General features: G+C 73.8%; 19 protein-coding genes. 6 read left to right on the forward strand and 13 right to left on the reverse strand.

Translation table 11 applies throughout. The features are described from left to right. Positions 1–11: 11 nt before the first annotated feature. From ACIPLC_RS01180 to ACIPLC_RS01195, 4 genes are all read right to left on the reverse strand, one after another. Positions 12–1349 carry a glutamyl-tRNA reductase gene (locus tag ACIPLC_RS01180; RefSeq protein ID WP_400469531.1) on the reverse strand — a complete coding sequence of 446 codons (1338 nt, stop codon included), beginning with the start codon at positions 1347–1349 and terminating at the stop codon, positions 12–14. A 100-nt stretch (positions 1350–1449) separates the two neighbouring features. Then, positions 1450–2343 carry a redox-sensing transcriptional repressor Rex gene (locus tag ACIPLC_RS01185; RefSeq protein ID WP_400469534.1) on the reverse strand — a complete coding sequence of 298 codons (894 nt, stop codon included), beginning with the start codon at positions 2341–2343 and terminating at the stop codon, positions 1450–1452. A gap of 101 nt (positions 2344–2444) precedes the next feature. After that, positions 2445–3191, reverse strand: a complete 747-nt coding sequence (locus ACIPLC_RS01190; protein ID WP_400469537.1) for an exonuclease domain-containing protein — start codon at positions 3189–3191, stop codon at positions 2445–2447. 162 nt (positions 3192–3353) lie between these two features. Further along, positions 3354–3638, reverse strand: a complete 285-nt coding sequence (locus ACIPLC_RS01195) for a glutaredoxin family protein (protein ID WP_400469540.1) — start codon at positions 3636–3638, stop codon at positions 3354–3356. 118 nt (positions 3639–3756) lie between these two features. Here ACIPLC_RS01195 and ACIPLC_RS01200 point away from each other — a divergent pair, with 118 nt between their 5' ends. The 3 genes from ACIPLC_RS01200 (at position 3757) to ACIPLC_RS01210 (ending at position 7825) form a co-directional block, all read left to right on the forward strand. Next, the gene (locus tag ACIPLC_RS01200) at positions 3757–4809 is read left to right on the forward strand and encodes an HAD family hydrolase (RefSeq protein WP_400469542.1); all 1053 of its coding nucleotides are present in this window, start codon (positions 3757–3759) and stop codon (positions 4807–4809) included. A 559-nt stretch (positions 4810–5368) separates the two neighbouring features. Beyond that, positions 5369–6190, forward strand: coding sequence for an ECF subfamily RNA polymerase sigma factor, BldN family (locus ACIPLC_RS01205; RefSeq protein WP_400470615.1), 822 nt, complete (start codon positions 5369–5371; stop codon positions 6188–6190). Between the two features lie 318 nt (positions 6191–6508). Further along, positions 6509–7825, forward strand: coding sequence for a DUF5667 domain-containing protein (locus ACIPLC_RS01210; protein WP_400469545.1), 1317 nt, complete (start codon positions 6509–6511; stop codon positions 7823–7825). 163 nt (positions 7826–7988) lie between these two features. Here ACIPLC_RS01210 and ACIPLC_RS01215 read toward each other — a convergent pair whose 3' ends face one another. The 5 genes from ACIPLC_RS01215 to ACIPLC_RS01235 form a co-directional block, all read right to left on the reverse strand. After that, positions 7989–8996, reverse strand: a complete 1008-nt coding sequence (locus ACIPLC_RS01215; protein WP_400469548.1) for a lysophospholipid acyltransferase family protein — start codon at positions 8994–8996, stop codon at positions 7989–7991. A 7-nt stretch (positions 8997–9003) separates the two neighbouring features. Beyond that, the gene (locus ACIPLC_RS01220) at positions 9004–10116 is read right to left on the reverse strand and encodes an NAD-dependent epimerase/dehydratase family protein (RefSeq protein ID WP_400470617.1); all 1113 of its coding nucleotides are present in this window, start codon (positions 10114–10116) and stop codon (positions 9004–9006) included. A gap of 149 nt (positions 10117–10265) precedes the next feature. Continuing rightward, entirely contained in the window at positions 10266–10364 is a 99-nt protein-coding gene (locus ACIPLC_RS01225; RefSeq protein WP_003948845.1) for a 30S ribosomal protein bS22, read from the reverse strand. A 190-nt stretch (positions 10365–10554) separates the two neighbouring features. Then, the gene (locus ACIPLC_RS01230; protein WP_063351305.1) at positions 10555–10764 is read right to left on the reverse strand and encodes a helix-turn-helix domain-containing protein; all 210 of its coding nucleotides are present in this window, start codon (positions 10762–10764) and stop codon (positions 10555–10557) included. 226 nt (positions 10765–10990) lie between these two features. Then, positions 10991–12187 carry an acetoin utilization protein AcuC gene (locus tag ACIPLC_RS01235; RefSeq protein ID WP_400469551.1) on the reverse strand — a complete coding sequence of 399 codons (1197 nt, stop codon included), beginning with the start codon at positions 12185–12187 and terminating at the stop codon, positions 10991–10993. Positions 12188–12306: 119 nt separating this feature from the next. Between ACIPLC_RS01235 and ACIPLC_RS01240 the strand changes: the two genes are divergently transcribed. Further along, positions 12307–12822 carry a hypothetical protein gene (locus ACIPLC_RS01240; RefSeq protein ID WP_400469553.1) on the forward strand — a complete coding sequence of 172 codons (516 nt, stop codon included), beginning with the start codon at positions 12307–12309 and terminating at the stop codon, positions 12820–12822. A gap of 32 nt (positions 12823–12854) precedes the next feature. Here ACIPLC_RS01240 and ACIPLC_RS01245 read toward each other — a convergent pair whose 3' ends face one another. From ACIPLC_RS01245 to proC, 3 genes are all read right to left on the reverse strand, one after another. Next, entirely contained in the window at positions 12855–14051 is a 1197-nt protein-coding gene (locus tag ACIPLC_RS01245) for an MFS transporter (RefSeq protein WP_400469556.1), read from the reverse strand. A 205-nt stretch (positions 14052–14256) separates the two neighbouring features. Beyond that, on the reverse strand, positions 14257–14907 hold the full coding sequence (locus ACIPLC_RS01250; RefSeq protein WP_400469559.1) for an HAD family hydrolase: 651 nt from the start codon (positions 14905–14907) through the stop codon (positions 14257–14259). A 22-nt stretch (positions 14908–14929) separates the two neighbouring features. Beyond that, positions 14930–15757, reverse strand: coding sequence for a pyrroline-5-carboxylate reductase (gene proC / locus ACIPLC_RS01255; protein WP_280675469.1), 828 nt, complete (start codon positions 15755–15757; stop codon positions 14930–14932). Positions 15758–15922: 165 nt separating this feature from the next. Between proC and ACIPLC_RS01260 the strand changes: the two genes are divergently transcribed. Both ACIPLC_RS01260 and ACIPLC_RS01265 read left to right on the forward strand, forming a co-directional pair. After that, positions 15923–16372: a hypothetical protein gene (locus tag ACIPLC_RS01260; RefSeq protein ID WP_400469562.1), complete on the forward strand. Its 450-nt coding sequence runs from the start codon at positions 15923–15925 to the stop codon at positions 16370–16372. Between the two features lie 120 nt (positions 16373–16492). Then, positions 16493–17878, forward strand: coding sequence for a hypothetical protein (locus tag ACIPLC_RS01265; protein WP_400469565.1), 1386 nt, complete (start codon positions 16493–16495; stop codon positions 17876–17878). Positions 17879–17881: 3 nt separating this feature from the next. Here ACIPLC_RS01265 and ACIPLC_RS01270 read toward each other — a convergent pair whose 3' ends face one another. Then, entirely contained in the window at positions 17882–18412 is a 531-nt protein-coding gene (locus ACIPLC_RS01270; RefSeq protein WP_400469568.1) for a hypothetical protein, read from the reverse strand. Positions 18413–18534: the final 122 nt, after the last annotated feature.

Consider the following 18534-nt stretch of genomic DNA (forward strand, 5'->3'; position numbering starts at 1 on the left):
TGGCTGACGGTTCATCTGGCGCCCCCGCCCGAGGGCTGGGGGCCGCCGACGGGTGTGCCCGACACGGCGTGCACGGCCGCCGGGTCGAGGTCGAACAGCTCGCGCAGCGCGTCCGCGTAGGAGGCGCCGCCGGGCTCGGCGGCCAGCTGCTTCACCCGGACGGTCGGAGCGTGCAGCAGCTTGTCGACGACGCGGCGGACGGTCTGGGTGATCTCGGCACGGGAGCGCTCGTCCAGGTCGGGCAGCCGGGAGTCCAGCCGGCCCAGTTCGGCGGAGACCACGTCGGAGGCCATCGCCCGCAGCGCGACCACGGTCGGTGCGATCCGGGCGGCCCGCTGGGCGGCGCCGAAGGCGGTCACCTCGTCGGCGACGATCCGGCCGACCTGGTCCACGTCGCCGGCGCCGGGGGTGGCGGCGTGCGCGTGGGAGAGGCTCTCCAGGTCCACCAGCAGGGCGCCGGGCAGCTCGTGCACGGCGTGGTCGACGTCGCGCGGCATGGCCAGGTCGAGCAGGGCGAGCGGCCGATCAGCCCCGCGGGCGGCGACCGCGGCGGCCACGTCCTCGGCCTTGACCACCACGCCGGCCGCGCCGGTGCAGGAGATCACCAGGTCGACGTCGGCCAGCGCTTCCGGCACCTTGGCGAGGTCCAGGGTGCGGGCCACGCCGGAGCCGAGGATCTCGACCAGCCGCTCGGCGCGGGCCGGCGTCCGGTTGGCGATCAGCACGTCGGTGACGCCGGAGCGGACCAGGGTGGCGGCGGCCAGCGAGCTCATCGAGCCCGCGCCGACCACCAGCGCCCGCTTGCCGGCGATCTCGCCCGCGCCGGCCGCGACCTGCTCCAGGCCGAAGGTCACCAGCGACTGGCCGGCCTTGTCGATGCCGGTCTCGCTGTGCGCCCGCTTGCCGACCCGCAGCGCCTGCTGGAACAGCTCGTTCAGGCCGCGTCCGGCGGTGTGCTCCTCCTGCGCGGTGGCCAGCGCGTCGCGCAGCTGACCGAGGATCTGGCCCTCGCCGACCACCATCGAGTCCAGGCCGCAGGCCACCGAGAACAGGTGGTGGACGGCGCGGTCCTCGTAGTGGACGTAGAGGTGGGAGGTCAGCTCCTCCAGGTCCACCCCGCTGTGGTGGGCGAGCAGCAGCGACAGCTCGGCGACGCCGGCGTGGAACTTGTCCACGTCCGCGTACAGCTCGATCCGGTTGCAGGTGTTCAGCAGCGCGGCCTCGGCGACGGTCGCGGTGGCGGCCGCGTCGTGCAGCAGCCGGGTCGGCACCTCACCGGTCAGCGCGGCGCGCTCCAGCACGCCGACCGGCGCCGTGCGATGGCTCAGTCCAACGACGAGAAGACTCACGCCCGCCCCCAGGTCCCACGGTTGTCCGTACTCATGCGGCCTTCTCGCGCCGCTCGGCGGGCGCTTCGCCCGACCTGCGTCCTCCGGCTGATTCGCTCGCTCATGCGGGCATCACCGCGGGGAGATCGCCCTCCCCGCCCTTGCCGGGCGTGCCCTGCTCGGCCTGGTCCTTGGCCGCGGTCTCGGCGGTGCCGCGGCCCTTGCCGCTGCCGCCGGCCGCGCGGCGCAGCTTGGCGGCCGCCGCCCGGACCGGGCCCGGGGCGCGGTCCAGCACCGACTCGGTGCGGTCCGGCTCCTCGCCGGCCTTGCGCTGCTCGTGGAAGGCCAGGATCTGCAGCTCGATGGAGAGGTCGACCTTGCGCACGTCCACACCGTCCGGGACGGTCAGCACGGTCGGGGCGAAGTTGAGGATGCTGGTGACGCCGGACTCCACCAGCCGGTCGCAGACCTGCTGGGCGGCGCCGGGCGGGGTGGTGATCACGCCGATCGAGACGTGCTGGCTCTCGACGATCGACTCCAGCTCGTCCATGTGCCGCACCGGCAGGCCGGCCGCGCTGCCGCCGACCACGTTCGGGTCGGCGTCCAGCAGGGCGGCCACCCGGAAGCCGCGGGAGGCGAAGCCGCCGTAGTTGGCGAGGGCGTGGCCGAGGTTCCCGATGCCGACGATGACGACCGGCCAGTCCTGGGTCAGGCCCAGCTCGCGGGAGATCTGGTAGACCAGGTACTCGACGTCGTAGCCGACGCCGCGGGTGCCGTAGGAGCCGAGGTAGGAGAAGTCCTTGCGCAGCTTCGCCGAGTTCACGCCGGCGGCGGCGGCCAGCTCCTCGGAGGAGACGGTCGGCACCGATCGCTCGGAGAGCGCGGTGAGCGCGCGCAGGTAGAGGGGAAGGCGGGCGACGGTCGCCTCCGGGATGCCCCGGGCACGCGAGGGTCGGCGCGCGGCGCCCTGGTCGGGCGTCTGCGAACTGCTCTGTGGTGATCGGCCGATTGCCACGGTGCTCCTGTGGGTGAAGCTGGGCTTTGGCAGCCAGGCTATGCGTTTGTGAACGTGTGCACAAAGATGGTGTCCGTTTTGTCCCCGCACAGTGATGCGCATCACGCCGTAGAGCCCATAGCACCGCGCTCCGTCAGGAGAACGGCCGGGGCGGGCACCCCGGGCAGCCACGGGCCGTGCGGCGCCTCCCGGCGCACCAGTGGAACGGGCGTACCGGACGGGCGGGAACGGGCCCGGCCCAGCCGCGGCCACGGCACCCGGGCCGCCTCGCGCAGCGGGCCCGCCCAGTCGTCCGGCGGGCAGGACGGGACGCCGACGCAGTGCCGCAGCAGCTCGGCGGTCACCCGGGCGTCGCCCAGCGCGGTGTGCGCCGGGTACCAGCCCAGGCCCGCCGCCTCCACGCAGGCCGCCAGGCCGTGGCCGCGGGCCTGCGGCAGGTGGGCGCGGGCCAGCCGCATCGTGCACAGCAGCGGGACGGGCGGCAGCACGACCCCGATCCGGGCGAACTCGCGATCCAGGAAGCCGTGGTCGCAGCTGACGTGGTGGCCCACCAGCACCCGGCCGGCCAGCAGCTCCAGCAGCCGCGGGGCGATCTCCCGGAAGCGCGGGGCGCCCTCGACGTCCGTCTGGCGTATCCGGTGCACATGGGTCGGACCGACCGGGCCCAGCGGATCGAGCAGGGTGGCGAACTCCGCCTCCGGGCGCAGCCGCTCGTCCAGCAGGACCACCGCGATCTCGACCACCCGGTGCCGCCACGGACTGCGGCCGGTCGCCTCCACGTCCACCACGGCGAAGCCCCGGGCGCCCGGCGGGGCTTCGGGCGTCCCAGGGGTCGGACCGGGAAGCATGGCGGCACTCCTCGTGTGCTCAGCCCCCCTTGGGCGCAAACGCGTTCGATCGTAAGCCGACCAACCGGCCCCGACTCAAACCGGACCGGGGTGTCTTCGGCAACGATTCGGCGAACCGCCCCCGCCGAGTGGCGGGGGCGGGGCGGTGGTGCGCGGGGGCGGTCAGCCGCCGAGGGCGGCGCGCAGGCGGCGTTCGTCGACCCGCCAGAAGTCGTGCTGGCGGCCGTCGATCAGGGTCACCGGGATCTGCTCCCAGTAGCGCCGGTACAGCTCCTCGTCCTGGGTGATGTCCTTCTCCTCGAAGCTCGCGCCCAGCTCGCCCGTCACCCGGACGATCACCTCCCGGGCGTCGTCGCACAGGTGGCAGCCGGGCTTGCCGACCAGGGTCACGGTGCGGTCGGCCGGTGCAGGCTTCGGGCTCTTGTCACGTCGCAGCAGTGGGCTCACCCGGCCATTGTCCGCCCGTCCGGCGGCCGCCCCGCCGGGCCCGGGACCGCCCGGTGTTCACCGCGCGGGCACGCCGTCGTCACGGCCGCCGCGCACCCGGCTGGCTATGCTCGTTGGCATGGCCGTGCTCCGAAGGCTCACCCAGGCGAAGCGTTCCACCACCGGGCGGAGCGCCCAGGCGGGCGAGGCTGCCGCCGAGGCGGCGGCGGCCGCGCTGCGGGCCGAGCCGGAGCCGGACACCGCGCCCGCCCCCGCTCGGAGCGTCACCGCGCCCGCCGGGAGCGTCACCGCCACCGAGAGCGCCGCCGCCACCGAGAGCGCCGCCGCGCCCACCGCGGGCAGAACCGGCAAGGCGCCCAAGGCCCCGGCCGAGAACCACACCCCCGAGCCGGACGACCCGCGCGCCGCCGCGTTCTTCGACTGCGACAACACCATCCTGCGCGGCGCCGCGATCTTCTACCTCGGGGTCGGCCTCTACCGGCGCGGCTTCCTCACCCGCCGCGACATCGCCCGGTTCGCCTGGCAGCAGGCCTGGTTCCGGCTGCGCGGCACCGAGGACCCGGATCACATCTCGGACGCCCAGCACACCGCGCTCGGCCTGGTCGCCGGGAAGAGCACCGCCGACCTGGAGGCGATCTGCGAGGAGATCTTCGAGCAGGTCGTCGCCGACAAGATCTGGCCCGGCACCCGCGCCCTGGTCCAGATGCACCTGGACGCCGGCCAGCGGGTCTGGCTGGTCACCGCCGCCCCGCTGGAGGTGGCCCGGGTGATCGCCCTCCGGCTCGGCATGACCGGCGCCCTCGGCACCGTCGCCGAGGCCGACGGCGGCCGGTACACCGGCCGACTGGTCGGCGAGCTGCTGCACGGCCCCGCCAAGGCGGCCGCGGTGCGCGCGCTGGCCCGGCGCGAGCGGCTGGACCTCGACCGCTGCGCCGCGTACAGCGACTCGGCCAACGACATCCCGATGCTCTCGCTGGTCGGCCACCCGTACGTGGTGAACCCGGACGGCGCGCTGCGCCGCCACGCCCGGGCCCAGGGCTGGCGGGTGCGGGACTTCCGGACCGGCCGGAAGGCGGCCCGGGTGGGGCTGCCGGCGGCGGCCGCGCTCGGGGTGCTCGCGGGTGCGGCGGCCGCCGGGGTGGCCCTGAGCCGCCGCCGCCACTGCGCCTGACGGGCTCCCGTCGCCCCCGGTCCGACCCCCGGTCCGACCCCCGCCGCCGGGCCTCCCGGCGGGGGTGACCGACCGTCAACCAGGGCTCTGACCTGGCCCCTCGTACGGGCGAACTCCCGTTTCAGGTACGGCTTTCCGGCCCAATGAGCGAACCTGTCAGCCGGTGACCGGTTCTGATCGTTCGCCAGACCGGGAAAGTCAGGGGTTGCCGGGCCCCAAGACTGGGAAACCACCGGCCAGACCGCCGAATTGGTCACCCTGGGCACCCGATCGGTCACGTTGAGCCGGATGAACGATGACAGGTCCGGTCAGTGTCAGCCGAATATGCGCGATAAATGGATCCCAAACGACCACTTCGACCACACGGTGTAGCTGTCATTGCACAAAGCGTTATTCTCTCCTGGATGCACGTCACCCACGCGCCCCGCTCGAACGGGCGGCGCGGGAGTGCTCTCCGCGCAGGCGGAGGTGATCCGTCCACAGTTCTGCCTCTGGGAGTCCCGTGTACCCACCCGTCCGGAACGACGCGCCTGCACCCTCCCGCCCGTCGTCCGCGTCCCTGCGCCCCCGCACCGGCCTCCGCGGCCGCCCCGTCGCCGACCGGCAGATCTCCACCGGCCTGGACCTGCTGCGCAACCTGCTCCGCAGCCAGCTCGCCGCCTCGCCCCAACTCGTGCCCGCCGGCGCACCGTTCGGCCACCCGCACGGCTCCGGCCTGGCGCTGCGCACCACCGCCGCCGGCTCCACCGGCACCGGCTCGCGCGGCCGCACCGGCAGCACCGGCGTCGGCCGCAGCCGCGCCCGGACCGCGCCGAGCCCCGGCTACGAGACCGAGCACAACCCGATCATGGAGCTGGTCGAGCGGGCCCAGGCCGGCGAGAGCGAGGCCTTCGGCCGGCTCTACGACCACTACGCGGACACCGTCTACCGCTACATCTACTACCGGGTCGGCAGCCGGGCCACCGCCGAGGACCTCACCAGCGAGACGTTCCTGCGCGCGCTGCGCCGGATCGGCACCTTCACCTGGCAGGGCCGCGACTTCGGCGCCTGGCTGGTGACCATCGCCCGGAACCTGGTCGCCGACCACTTCAAGTCCAGCCGCTTCCGGCTGGAGGTCACCACCGGCGAGATGCTCGACTCCAACGAGTGCGAGCGCAGCCCGGAGGAGTCGGTGCTGGAGTCGCTCTCCAACGCCGCCCTGCTGGACGCGGTGCGCCGGCTCAACCCGCAGCAGCAGGAGTGCGTGACGCTCCGCTTCCTGCAGGGGCTCTCGGTGGCCGAGACCGCGCGGATCATGGGCAAGAACGAGGGTGCCATCAAGACCCTCCAGTACCGCGCCGTCCGCACCCTGGCCCGGCTGCTGCCGCCGGACGCCCGGTGAGGCCGCGGTGACCGGGGACGGCATAGCCGGCGGGCGGTCCGGCGGGCGGTCCGGCGGGCGGTCCGGCGGGCGGTCCGGCGGGCGGTCCGGCGGGCGGTCACCATCCGTACCCGACCGACACGTCCGGGTGAACGGTCGATCCGATGATCAGCCGTGCGTAACCCACCGCCCGCGCCACTCGTTGGCCAGCGTGCAAGTCCCCACCAGGCGTACGGTCAAGCCGAATTGCGACCTGTCACCCGATGGAGTGGCTTTGGCCCGCCGAGGCAACCGTCCGGCAGGCCGGGGTGTCGACAACGACGAAGGGAGGTGTGGCCCGTGACGGCAAACGTGCTGGAGCACCGACGGGCGAAGGCCTTCGCCGAGGCGCTGGAGGCCCACCAGGCGGAGCAGCGCGGCGCGGCGGACGCCGAATCGGCCAACACCGCTGCGACCGGCACCGGTTCGGTCGCGATGGCCCAACTGGTCGGCCTGACCGACGCACTGGGCGCAATGCCCGGACCGGCGCTGGACCCAGAGGTACGGACCGTCCAACGCGCCCAACTGATGGCCGCGTTCGAGCAGGCCTTCGCCGGCGGACCGGGCGCCACGGTGCCCCGCCAACGCCGGCACCGGGCGATCCGGACGGCGCCGCGCGGCCGCTGGAGCCGCCGGTTCGCGATCGGCGGACTGGTCGCCGGGCTCGCCGTCGGCAGCCTCGCCGGCGCCGCCGGCGCCAGCTCCAACGCCCTCCCCGGGGACACGCTGTACGGCATGAAGCGCGGCCTCGAAGGGCTCAGGCTCGACCTGGCGGACACCGACTCCGAGCGCGGCGAACTGCTGCTCGACAACGCCGCCACCAGGCTCGGCGAGGCCACGACCCTGGTCGGCCACCCCGGCCCGGCCACCGGGCTCAGCCCGGGCACCGTCGAGCGGGTCCGCCGCGCGCTGGACGACATGCACGCCGACGCCATCAAGGGCCGCGAGCTGCTCCGCTCGGTCTACCGCAGCAACGGCTCGCTCGACCCGATGCGGGCCCTGGCCGGCTTCGCCCAGGGCGAGGACGGCCGCTGGAGCGAACTGGCGGGCCAGCTGCCCGTCCAGCTCACCCAGCAGGCGCACCTGGTCGACCAGCTCTTCGACGACATAAGCGAGGACGTCGCGCCCCTGCGCCTGGCCCAGCCCGCCGCCAAGAGCGGTGGCCCGGCCGGCACCGGAGCGGGCGGCGACACGGCCGGCCCGGCCAGCGGCGGCACCCCCGCCGACACCCCGACGAACGGCACCGCTCCCGGCGGCGGCCCGGCGCAGGGTGGCGGCACCGGCGCGAGCAGCGGCGGCAACAACCGCCCCGGCGGCACCGAGCGGGCCCCCGCCAGCACCGGCGCCAGCACGCCCGGCGGCACCGGCGCCAAGGGCGGCGGCCTGCCGGGCACCCTGCCCAGCAGTGCGCCGGACGCCGTCAACGGGCTCGTCGGGGACCTCACCAGCGGGCTCACCGGCGGCAAGGCCTCGCCGAGCGCCGCCCCGGCCCCGCAGCAGGCGCCGCAGCAGCCCTCCGGCCCGCCCAGCACCCCGGCCGCCGGCCAGCCGCAGGGCGTCGAGGTGCCCCCGCTGATCCCGGGCCTGCTGCCCGGGCTGCGGATCCTCGGCGGCTGACCGGAAGGCGGCGGAGGGCCCCGGCGATCCCCTGAGTTCCAGGATCGCCGGGGCCCTCCGCCGCCTTGGAAGTCGCCGGAAAACCTAGTCCCCGGAAAACCTAGTCGCCGGAAAACCTAGTCGCCGGAAAACCTAGTCGCCGGAAAACCTAGAAGAACAAGACCTAGAAGAACACCGACCGCCGCTGCACCAGCAGCTTGTAGAGCGTGTGCTGGATCGTCTCGCGCACCTCGTCGGCCAGGTCGAAGACCAGCATCGGGTCGTCCGCCGCCTCCGACGGGTACCCATCGGTGGCGATCGGCTCCCCGAACCGGATGGTCCACTTGGTCGGCAGCGGCAGCACGCCCAGCGGCCCCAGCCACGGGAAGGTCGGCGTGATCGGCACGTACGGCAGGCCCAGCAGCCGGGCCAGCGTCTTCACGTTGCCGATCATCGGATAGGTCTCCTCGGCGCCGACGATCGAGCACGGCACGATCGGCACCTTCGCCCGCAGCGCCGAGGAGACGAAGCCGCCGCGCCCGAAGCGCTGGAGCTTGTACCGGTCGGCGAACGGCTTGCCGATGCCCTTGAAGCCCTCCGGCCAGACCCCGACCACCTCACCGCGCTCCAGCAGCGCCTGGGCGTCCTCGTTGCAGGCCAGCGTGTGGCCGGCCTTGCGGGCCAGCTCGTTGACGCCCGGCAGCACGAACACCAGGTCGGCGGCGAGCATCCGCAGGTGCCGGTGGTGCGGGTGGTGGTCGTGGATGGCCACCTGGGTCATCAGGGCGTCCAGCGGGATCGTCCCGGAGTGGTTGGCGACGATCAGCGCGCCGCCCTCCGCCGGGATGTTCTCGACGCCCTGGACCTCGATCCGGAAGTACTTCTCGGCCAGCGGGCGCAGCAGGGCGAGCAGCACCTCCTCGGTGAGCTCCCGGTCGAAGCCGAACTCGTCCACCTCGTAGTCGCCGGTGATCCGGCGGCGCAGGAAGGCCAGCCCGTCCGCGGCCCGGCCCTCCCAACCCTTGCCGAACAGCCGGGTGGCCGCCGAACCGAGCTGCCCGGACAGCGCCCCGCCGACGGCGTCGGCGAGCCGGTCGGCGGGCCCGGGGTCGTCGGGCGAGGTCCAGCTGGGGGCGGACTCGATCGGGATGACCCTGGCCTCGCCCGGCGCGTTCTCGGCTGCGGCACTCATCGCGGGTTCAGCTCCTGGGTCGGCGGGGACGGTCGGTACGGGCGGTGCGGACCTCGGCGGCCGGGGCCCGCACCGGGCCGAGCACGGCGGCCAGCCGGTCGGTGACGGCGGCCAGTCGCTCGGGCGGCAGCAGGCCGGACCCCTGCGCGGCGGCGAAGTCGGCGAAGGCCTCCGGGGTGGTGAAGGCCGGGCGGTAGCCGAAGGTCTCGCGCAGCCGCGTGGTGTCCACCACGCGGCCGTGGGTGAGCAGCCGCAGCTGCTCCGGCGAGACGTCCACCAGCCTGGTCTGCCGGGCCAGCCCGGCCATCCAGCTGACCGCGGGCAGCAGCAGCGGCACGGTCGGCCGGCCGAGCCGGCGGGCGCACTGGGAGAGCAGCAGGACGCCCTCCCCGGCCACGTTGAAGGTCCCGGTGTTGACGGTGCCCGGCTCGGCCTCGGCGGCGGCCCGGCAGAGCACCGCGACGGCGTCGTCCTCGTGCACGAACTGCAGTCGCGGGTCGTAGCCGAGGACGGTCGGCAGCACGGGCAGCGCGAAGTACTCGCTGAGCGGGGTGTCCGCGCCGGGGCCGACGATGTTGGCGAAGCGCAGGACCGTCACCGCGACGTCCGGGCGGCGCCGGGCGAAGCCGCGGACGTAGCCCTCGACCTCCGCCGCGTCCTTGGCGAAGCCCCCGCCGGGCGGGTTCTTCGGCTGGATCCGCTCGGTGAACACCGCCGGGTCGCGGGGCGCGGAGCCGTAGACGCCGGTGGTCGACTTCACCACCAGCCGGCGCACCCCGGGCGCCTTCTGACAGGCGCCGAGCAGTTGCATGGTGCCGATGACGTTGGACTCCTTCACCGCGGAGCGGTTGGTGGAGCCCAGGCCGGTGGCGCTGACGCTGAGGTGGACCACGGTGTCGACCCGGTGCTCGGCGATCACCCGGGAGACCGCCGGGCGGCGCAGGTCGAGCTGGTGGAAGCGGTACTCGGCGGCCGGTCCGTCCGGTTCCTCGGCCGGCAGCCGGGGCGGCTGCACGTCCACGCCGACCACCAGGTCCACGCCCGGACGGCGGCGGACCTCGGCGGCGAAGCGGGCACCGAGATGGCGTGCCACGCCGGTGACGAGCACGACCACGCCCACGGTGTGCACCCCATTCCCTCGACCCGAGCGGCCTGCGTGCACCGTACCGCGCCGCCCTGCCGGGCCGTGAAACGACACCGCCCGCCCAGGCCATGACGGCCTGGACGGGCGGTGGAAGCGCCGGGCGCGCAGAGCGCGGCCGGGGGCGCTTACTTCTTGTTGCGACGCTGAACGCGGGTCCTCTTCAGAAGCTTGCGGTGCTTCTTCTTGGCCATACGCTTGCGACGCTTCTTGATGACAGAGCCCACGGAACAACCCTCGCTCACTGAGACTCGCGCCCGTGAGAGACGGAGTCCATACGACTGACGGACGGCCTAGCCTACCGTCCACTGGGCCAGGGCCGTAATCGTGCTCCCGATGACCGGGAAACTCGCGGGGAATCCCCGGCGAACGGGGGTGGGATCCGCAGTCGCGGACCCCACCCCCGCCCACCCGGAACTACGCGCTCTCAAGCCTCACGTAGGACTCCTTGAGGTACTCGTGCACCGCCTGCTGGGGCACCCGGAAGGACCGCCCGACCCTGATGGCCGGCAGCTCTCCGCTGTGCACCAACCGGTACACCGTCATCTTGGACACCCGCATGACCGAGGCAACCTCCGCCACGGTCAGGAAGACGACTTCCTGCAGGGGGCGTTCGCCGGAACTCATGACCATCACCCGACCCTTAACCCGTGTGCAAGGCACCGGCTTCCCCTCCGGTGACTCCACCGGCACACGTGTATCCCCAGAGTAGTTATGGGTGGTACCAGTGGGAAGAGGGGAGGTGCGGTCCTCGTACGGTGAGAGATAGGACAGTTGCAGTACGTAGTCACTCGGCGGAACGCGGGAGCGGGCGTACGCACGGCCAGCCCGCACCTGGGCCGGGAGGCCGAGCTCAGGCCAGGAGACCGAGGTGGGGGAACACCGCGCGGCGGCTGGCGAGGATGGCCTGATCGAGTCGGTCGGCCGGATCGTAACCCGCGTCGAAGTCGCGCCAGACCGGTCGGGCCCCGTCGGTCATCCGCAGCGGGGCGGGCCGGCGGGTGCGGCGGTAGACCTCGGCGCGCCAGGACTCGGGGGTCTCGGTGGCCGGATCGACGGGCCGTCCGGCGGCGGTGGCGACCAGGTGGGTCCAGGTGCGCGGGACGACGTCCACGACGGCGTAGCCGCCCCCGCCGGTGGCGATCCAGCGGCCGCCGGTGAGCCGGTGGGCGAGGTCGTGCAGTTCCTCGGCGATCATCCGCTGGGCGTCCACGGTGACGGCGAGATGGGCGAGCGGGTCCTCCAGATGGGTGTCGGCACCGTGCTGGGTGACCAGGACCTGCGGGCGGAAGGCGGTGAGCAGTTCGGGCACCACGGCGTGGAAGGCGCGCAGCCAGCCGGCGTCGCCGGTGCCGGCCGGCAGCGGCAGGTTGGCGGCGGAGCCGGGGGCGTCCGGGCCGCCGGTCTCGGTGGGCCAGCCGGTCTGCGGGAAGAGCGTGGCGGGGTGCTCGTGGAGCGAGATCGTGAGCACCCGGGGGTCGTTCCAGAAGGCCTGCTGGACGCCGTCGCCGTGGTGGACGTCCACGTCGACGTAGGCGACCCGCTCGGCGCCGAGTTCGAGCAGCCGGGCCACGGCCAGCGCCGGGTCGTTGTAGATGCAGAAGCCGGAGGCCTTGGCGGGCATCGCGTGGTGCAGTCCGCCGGCGAAGTTCACGGCGTGCGGGGTCTCCCCGTGCCAGACCGCCTCGGCGGCGGCCACGGACTGACCGGCGATCAGCGCGGAGGCCGAATGGATGGCCGGGAAGGCCCAGTTGTCGTCGGTGCCGAGCCCGTGCCGGGGGTCCGACAGATCGGGGTGGGCGGCGGCGTATTTGACCGCCTCGACGTACTCCCGGGTGTGCACCAGCCGCAGGGTGGACTCGCCGGCGGGCGGTGCGGCGCGCACGGTCACCCCGGGCCCGGTGTCCAGTCCGAGGGCCTCGACCAGGCGCATGGTGAGCGCCAGCCGGGTCGGGTCCATCGGGTGTCCGGGGCCGAAGTCGTAGGCGGTGACGGCCTCGTCCCAGAAGAGGTGCAGGCCGCAGGGGGTGTCACGCTCGGCTTCGGGCATGGCCTCCACCGTAGCGGGTGGGGGTGACCGGGCCTCGCCCAGGGCGCGCCGCGGGCGGACTCAGCGCCCCCGCGGAGGCCCTACAGACAAAACCTTCACGACTTCATATCCTCTCCGCCATGAAGCCATTCAGCGCGCAACGCTTTGGTGTAATTCTCGCTGCATTACTGGGACTTGGCCTGCTCTTTGCCGCCCAGCCGGCCTCCGCCGCGGTCAGCGGCAGCTCGTTCGCCGTCGACAAGAAGACGGCGGCGGCGGGCGACCAGCTGACCCTGACGCTCTCGCTCACCAACACCGAGACCACCGACATCTACTTCGCCTACGAGTACATCCAGCCGATCTGGCCCGCCAACCAGGAGGCCGGCGCGTTCACGGTCACCGGGTGTTCCGGCGACTCCACCGACTGCGCCGTGAACGGGAACAACGCGAACTTCCACTTCCGGGCGCCGATCGCCCCGGGCGCGACCCGCACCGTCACGCTCACCGTCCAGATCACCTCGGCCCCGACCTGGACCGGGCCGTACACCCTGAACTGGGCGCCGTACGTCTACTACGAGTACTACCAGTCGGGTGGCGGCATCAAGGACCAGCTGTGGGCCAACGGCCTGCCCGAGCTGGCCACCGTGATCGGCTGACCTCCCGGCCCGCCCGCGCTCGCCCCGCCCCGTCACACGGCGGCGGGGGCGAGCGCGGGTGCCGGGGCGAAGCGCTCGGCCAGCGGCAGGACGGCGAGCACCAGCAGCATCGGGGCCAGCAGCGCCCAGCGGTAGGAGCCCGCGCCGGCGATCGCCCCGACCAGCGGCGAACCGATCAGGAAGCCCACGTAGTTGAAGAGGTTCAGCCGGGCCACCGCGGCGTCCGAGTCGGCCGGGAACAGCCTGCCCCCGGCCGCGAACACCTGCGGGATGATCGCGCAGATGCCGAAGCCGAGCACGGTGAACCCGGCGATCCCCACCCAGACGGCGGGCGCGACGGCGGCCACCGCGAAGCCGAGCGCGGCCAGCCCGGCACCGGCCCGGACCACCGGGACGGCGCCCCAGCGCTGCACCGCGCGGTCGCCCAGCGCCCGGCCGAGCAGCATCGCGACCATGTAGCCGAGGTAGGACAGCTTGGCGACGTCCTCGGCGCTGCCCAGGCCGTCGGTGAGGTACTTGACGCTGTAGTTGGAGACCGAGGCGTCCGCGATGTACGCGAAGGCCATCGCCAGGCACAGCGGCAGCAGCGGCCGCCAGGGGATGGACCGGGCGGCGGCCTCGGCGGCCTCCCGGACGGCGTCCCCGAGTTCGGCCGGGCCGGCGAAGCGGGTGCCGGTCAGCAGGGCCAGCGGGGCGATCACCGCCGCGGCCGTGCCGAACAGCACCGGCAGGCCGAGGTCGTAGTGCGAGCCGAGGCCGGCGAGGGCCGCGCCGAGGATGCCACCGAGGCTGAACGCGGCGTGGAAGCCGATCATGATCGAGCGGCCGTAGCGGTGCTGCAGGCCCACCCCGAGCATGTTCATACTCGCGTCCAGTGCGCCCACCAGCAGGCCGAACGCGCCGAGTGCGAGGGCGAGTTGCCAGAGTGCGCCGCCGAGGCCGACGCCCGCGAGGCTGAGGCAGACCAGCGGCTGGACGACCCGCAGCACGGCCCGCGCGCCGGTGCGCTTCACCAGTCGCTCGGAGGTGATCGAGCCGACCCCGGCGAGGATCGGCACCGCGGCCAGGAACAGCGGCAGCAGCGCGTCGCTCAGCCCGTACCGGTGCTGGATCTCCGGAATGCAGGTGACCAGCAGCGCGAAGGTGGTGCCCTGGAGCAGGAAGCTGACGGCGAGCGCGGCCCGCCCGGCGCGCAGGCCGGGCGGGATCGCGGGTGACGCGGCACTCATGGCGGACCTCGCTACTGGCCGGTACGACGATGTTGGCGAGAGCGTAGGCGGTGGACCGAGATTGCGGGAGGGGTCGCGCAGGGACTTTCCGCGACCTGGTGGAGATTCGGGAGGGCCTGGTTCAGAGGGGGCCTGGTTCAGAGCAGGGCCTGGTTCAGAGCAGGGCCTGGTTCAGAGCAGGGCCGGGTTCAGAGCAGGGCGGGGTTCAGAGCAGGGCGGCGACCTCGGCGAGGTCGGCGATCAGCCCGGTGGCCCCGGCGGCGGTCAGCTTCGCCGGGTCGGTGAGCGCGGTGTAGCCGTACACGTCCATGCCCGCGGCCCGGGCGGCCAGCACGCCGTTGGGGCTGTCCTCGACGACCAGGCAGCGGGCCGGGTCGATGCCGAGGGTGCGGGCGGCGTGCAGGAAGAGGTCCGGCGCGGGCTTGCCCACGCCGACGTCCTGGGCGCTGAAGATCCGCTCCTCGGCGACGTACCCGCGCAGGCCGGTGACGTCCAGCGCGGTGCGGATCCACACGTGGTGCGCCGAGGAGGCCAGGCAGTAGGGGGCGGAGCGCTGCCGCAGTTCCTTCAGCAGCTGCTCCGCGCCCCGGACGGCCGTCAGCTCGGTGCCGAACGCGTCGAAGACCCGGCCGTGGAACAGTTCGTCGAAGCCCTCCGGCAGCGTCGCGCCGTCGTACCGCTCGGCGATCACGTCGTGGATGCGGTGGGCGGCGCAGCCCATGAAGTCCCGATAGGAGTCCTCGACCGTGGTCGGGTAGCCGAGTTCGGTCAGGTACGCGGCCAGCACCCGGTTGGAGAGCGGCTCGCTGTCCACCAGGACACCGTCGTTGTCGAAGATCACCAGGTCGTAGGCCATGCCGTCGAGCCTACCCAGGCGACTACCTCCCCCCGGAGGCGAGCTCCCGGGAACGGTCCCGGGCCGCCTCCAGGGCGCCCAGCAGCGCGGCCCGCACCCCGTGGTTCTCCAGTTCGCGGATGGCCGCGATGGTGGTGCCGGCCGGGGAGGTGACGGCTTCGCGCAGCTTCACCGGGTGCTCGCCGGAGTCGCGCAGCATCACCGAGGCGCCGATCGCGGACTGCACGATCAGGTCGTGCGCCACCTGCCGGGGCAGGCCGAGCAGGATGCCGGCGTCGGTCATCGCCTCGACCAGGAAGTAGAAGTAGGCCGGGCCGGAGCCGGAGAGCGCGGTGGCCGCGTCCTGCTGGGCCTCGGGCAGCCGCAGCGCCTTGCCGACCGAGCTGAAGATCTCCTCCGCCCGCTCCAGGTGCTCCTCGGTGGCGTGCGAGCCGCCGGAGATGACGCTCATCCCCTCGTCCACCAGGACGGGCGTGTTGGGCATCACCCGGACCACCGGGGTGCCGGCCGCCAGCCGCTCCTCGAACCAGGCGGTGGGGATGCCGGCCGCGGCCGAGATCACCAGCCGGTCCGCGCCGACGTGCGGGGCCAGCTCCTCCAGCAGGGTGCCCATGTCCTGCGGCTTGACGGCGAGGATCAGGGTGTCGGCGAGCTTGGCGGCCTCGGCGTTGGAGGCGGCCACCACGCCGTAGCGGGCGGCGAGTTCGGCGGCGCGCTCGGGGCGGCGGGCGGTCACCAGGACGTCCGCCGGGTCCTTGCCGGCCCGCAGCAGGCCGGAGAGCAGGGCCTCGCCGATCTTGCCCGTGCCCAGGAAGGCGATCTTCTGTCCGTGTGCTGCGCTGGCGCCCATGGCCGCTCCTTACCTCGGTACTGCGGCCATCCTCGCACCGTGCGGGGGCACCCGCCGGGACCGTCCGGCCCGTGGTCGGCGACGAGTTGCCCCCCGTCGTCCCTAGGGAGAATCTCGGGGGTTTCCCCTATGGCCTCCGGCGCCGCACGGGAGCACCGTGGAGGCATGGCACACGACGAAATGTCCCGACGTGAGAACCGGCAACTCGCCGTCGCCTCGGCGACCGTGGGACCGTGGCGGACGGCCGCGGGGGTCGGTGCGGTGGTGGGTGCGACCGCCCTGGGGATCGACGCGATCTCCGGGCACTGGTCACTGGGCATGCTGGCCGGGCCGGCCGGCTGGGCCCTGTTCTTCTTCTTCCTGGTCGGCACCGTCGGCGGGCAGCTGCGCCGCGACACCTCCGAACGGCGGCTGCGCCGCTGGGCGAACGAGCACCCCTGGCAGTCGGCCCTCCCGGCGGCCGGCGGGCTGCTGGTGCTGGACATGCTGGCGCAGCTGCTGCTCGGGGACGCGGGCCTGTTCGGCGCGTTCTTCCTGGCACTGCTGCCGGCCGGCATCCTGCTGGCCGTCGCCGGGATCGTGGGATCGGTGAAGCAGGCCCGCACCAAGGACTGAAACCCCTGGACCGGACCGGGCCGGACCGGGCCGGACCGGATCACCGGGCCCGCGCACGAGTTCACCACAAGGTGTGCCCCCGATCGACGAATCGTCACACCCCGTCGGCATACTGGCGCGATGCCGATTGCCGAAGATCCGGAACCACGCCCCGCCGAGGGCCGTGAGCCGGGCGGGTCCGACCCGTCCGGAGCGGGCGGGAAGGACCCGTTCGCAGACCTCGTCCTGGACGAGGAGTTCGTCAAGGGGGCCACCGTCACCGAGCAGTCCGGGCGCACCCGGATGCTGGCCGCCCGCTGGAAGCACACCCCGCCGGTCGACCCGGGCGGCCGCCGCTCGGTCAACGACGGCCCGGCCAAGGCCGGCCGCCGGTTCGGCCGCACGCCGAAGCCCCCGGAGACCGACTCCTGGGGCAACCCGCGCCCGCGCCGCCGCCGGCTGGAGTGGCGCGCGCCGCTGTTCGTCGTGCTGACCGTCGCGGTGCTGCTCGCGGCCCTGAACATCGACGGGCTGCGCACCTGGTACTCCGACCACTACGGCGCGGGCTCCTCGAAGGCCTACACCCCCGCGCCCGCCGTCGCCCCGGAGACGGCCAAGCCGACCGCCGCGCCGCCGAAGGCCGACGAGCAGCAGCCGACCGTGGACCACCCCTGGGCCGGCTCCCCCGCCGAGGGCTGGCCGAACGGCGCGGAGGCCTTCGTCCTGCCCGAGGCCCAGGCCACCGGCGCGTTCTCCACCGAACAGGTGGGCGCCCAGCTGCAGTTGGTCAAGGACTACCTGACCGCCGCCAACCTGGACCCGCAGGTGATCGCGGGCGGCCGGCCGGAAACCGCCCTGGTACTGCTGGACCGGGAGGAACGGGACCGCGCGATCAACGCGCTGGCGAACCCGTCCAAGGACACCGATCCGACCACCTGGTTCAGCCGCTTCGACCAGCGCGAGGCCGTCCAGGTGGGCGACACGGTCAAGGTGCAGGGCCGGATCACCTTCGAGGGCGACGGGGACAAGGGCCTCCTCGTCCACGCCGACTTCAGCTACGTGTACGCGATGCGCCCCGGCCCGGAGGCCGCCAAGCGCGCCGCGTCACCCCGGCCCCAGCCGCCGACGGGCGGGCAGCCGACCGGCGGACGGCAGCCCACGAAGCCGGCCGCGCCGCAGGACGGCACGGCCAAGCCGGTGGGTCTGCTGGTGCCGGCGGCCGACGTGGCCGGGGACACCTGGACCACCCGGACGATCGTGCGCCGGGTCGAGAACTTCCGCTTCTACGACCCGGCCCGCTACCGGACCAACCCGAAGAAGCTCGTGTTCGGCGAGGGCGGCGGGTCGGACTCCGCCAACTCGTCCTGCGACGTCTACGACGGCTACTACCACCCGCAGTTCGACCAGTTCGCGACGCAGTCGCCGGACGCCCCGGGCAGCCGTCCGGCCGGCCCCACGACGGACCCGTACGACCGCCGCAAGGACCTGTCGACCGGCGACGGGTGCGGCGCGGCCAGCCGCCTCTGACGCTCAGCTCCTGCGCTTGCCCCGGCCCGGCGCCTTGGCGCCGGGCCGGCCGCTGCGGCCCGCCTGGCGCTTCTCGTACTGGGCGACGGCCCGCTCGTACGAGGAGCGCTTGACCGTCTCGCCGGGGGCCTCGACCAGGCTGCGGGCGAAGTAGGCGGCCAGGCTGCCGGCGCCGCCGATGAGCCAGACCGCGCCGAGCGACTTGTCCTCGGCCATCCAGCCGCTCAGCCGGTCCTTGCCCTCGGTGAGGACCTTCCAGGTGCGCATGACGCACATCATCGAGCAGACCGCGATCGCGGCGGTCAGCAGCCCGTTCAGGAAGCCGCCGCCGTCGGAGAGGGCGACGCCCTCGACGCCGAAGCGCAGCAGCAGGACGGCGGCGGCGGTCGTGACCAGGGCGCCGGCCGACACGGCCACGCGGCGCAGCCAGTAGCCGTTGTCCCGGTTCACCCAACTGGTGCCGAACCAGCGGATCGGCTCCGGCTCGGGGGCGCCGGCGGGCTTGGGTGCGGGGGTGGGGGGCTGCTCGCTCACGGGGTCGATTATCCACCCGACGCGCGAGGAGCCGCCCCGGCCTGCGGGACGGCTCCTCCGGAGCTGCGGGGCTCAGCCCGGGCTGGTGACGGTCCCAGCCGGGCTTGGTGGCGTCTCAGCCG

Source organism: Kitasatospora sp. NPDC086801 (assembly GCF_044745805.1).
Lineage (GTDB): Bacteria > Actinomycetota > Actinomycetes > Streptomycetales > Streptomycetaceae > Kitasatospora.

Coding starts and splice junctions, on each gene's coding strand:
- ACIPLC_RS01190 (WP_400469537.1), bottom strand. CDS start 3,191: ATGCTTCCCGGTCCGACCCCTGGGACGCCCGAAGCCCCGCCGGGCGCC.
- ACIPLC_RS01200 (WP_400469542.1), top strand. CDS start 3,757: ATGGCCGTGCTCCGAAGGCTCACCCAGGCGAAGCGTTCCACCACCGGG.
- ACIPLC_RS01215 (WP_400469548.1), bottom strand. CDS start 8,996: ATGAGTGCCGCAGCCGAGAACGCGCCGGGCGAGGCCAGGGTCATCCCG.
- ACIPLC_RS01230 (WP_063351305.1), bottom strand. CDS start 10,764: ATGAGTTCCGGCGAACGCCCCCTGCAGGAAGTCGTCTTCCTGACCGTG.
- ACIPLC_RS01235 (WP_400469551.1), bottom strand. CDS start 12,187: ATGCCCGAAGCCGAGCGTGACACCCCCTGCGGCCTGCACCTCTTCTGG.
- ACIPLC_RS01240 (WP_400469553.1), top strand. CDS start 12,307: ATGAAGCCATTCAGCGCGCAACGCTTTGGTGTAATTCTCGCTGCATTA.
- ACIPLC_RS01245 (WP_400469556.1), bottom strand. CDS start 14,051: ATGAGTGCCGCGTCACCCGCGATCCCGCCCGGCCTGCGCGCCGGGCGG.
- ACIPLC_RS01250 (WP_400469559.1), bottom strand. CDS start 14,907: ATGGCCTACGACCTGGTGATCTTCGACAACGACGGTGTCCTGGTGGAC.
- proC (WP_280675469.1), bottom strand. CDS start 15,757: ATGGGCGCCAGCGCAGCACACGGACAGAAGATCGCCTTCCTGGGCACG.
- ACIPLC_RS01260 (WP_400469562.1), top strand. CDS start 15,923: ATGGCACACGACGAAATGTCCCGACGTGAGAACCGGCAACTCGCCGTC.
- ACIPLC_RS01265 (WP_400469565.1), top strand. CDS start 16,493: ATGCCGATTGCCGAAGATCCGGAACCACGCCCCGCCGAGGGCCGTGAG.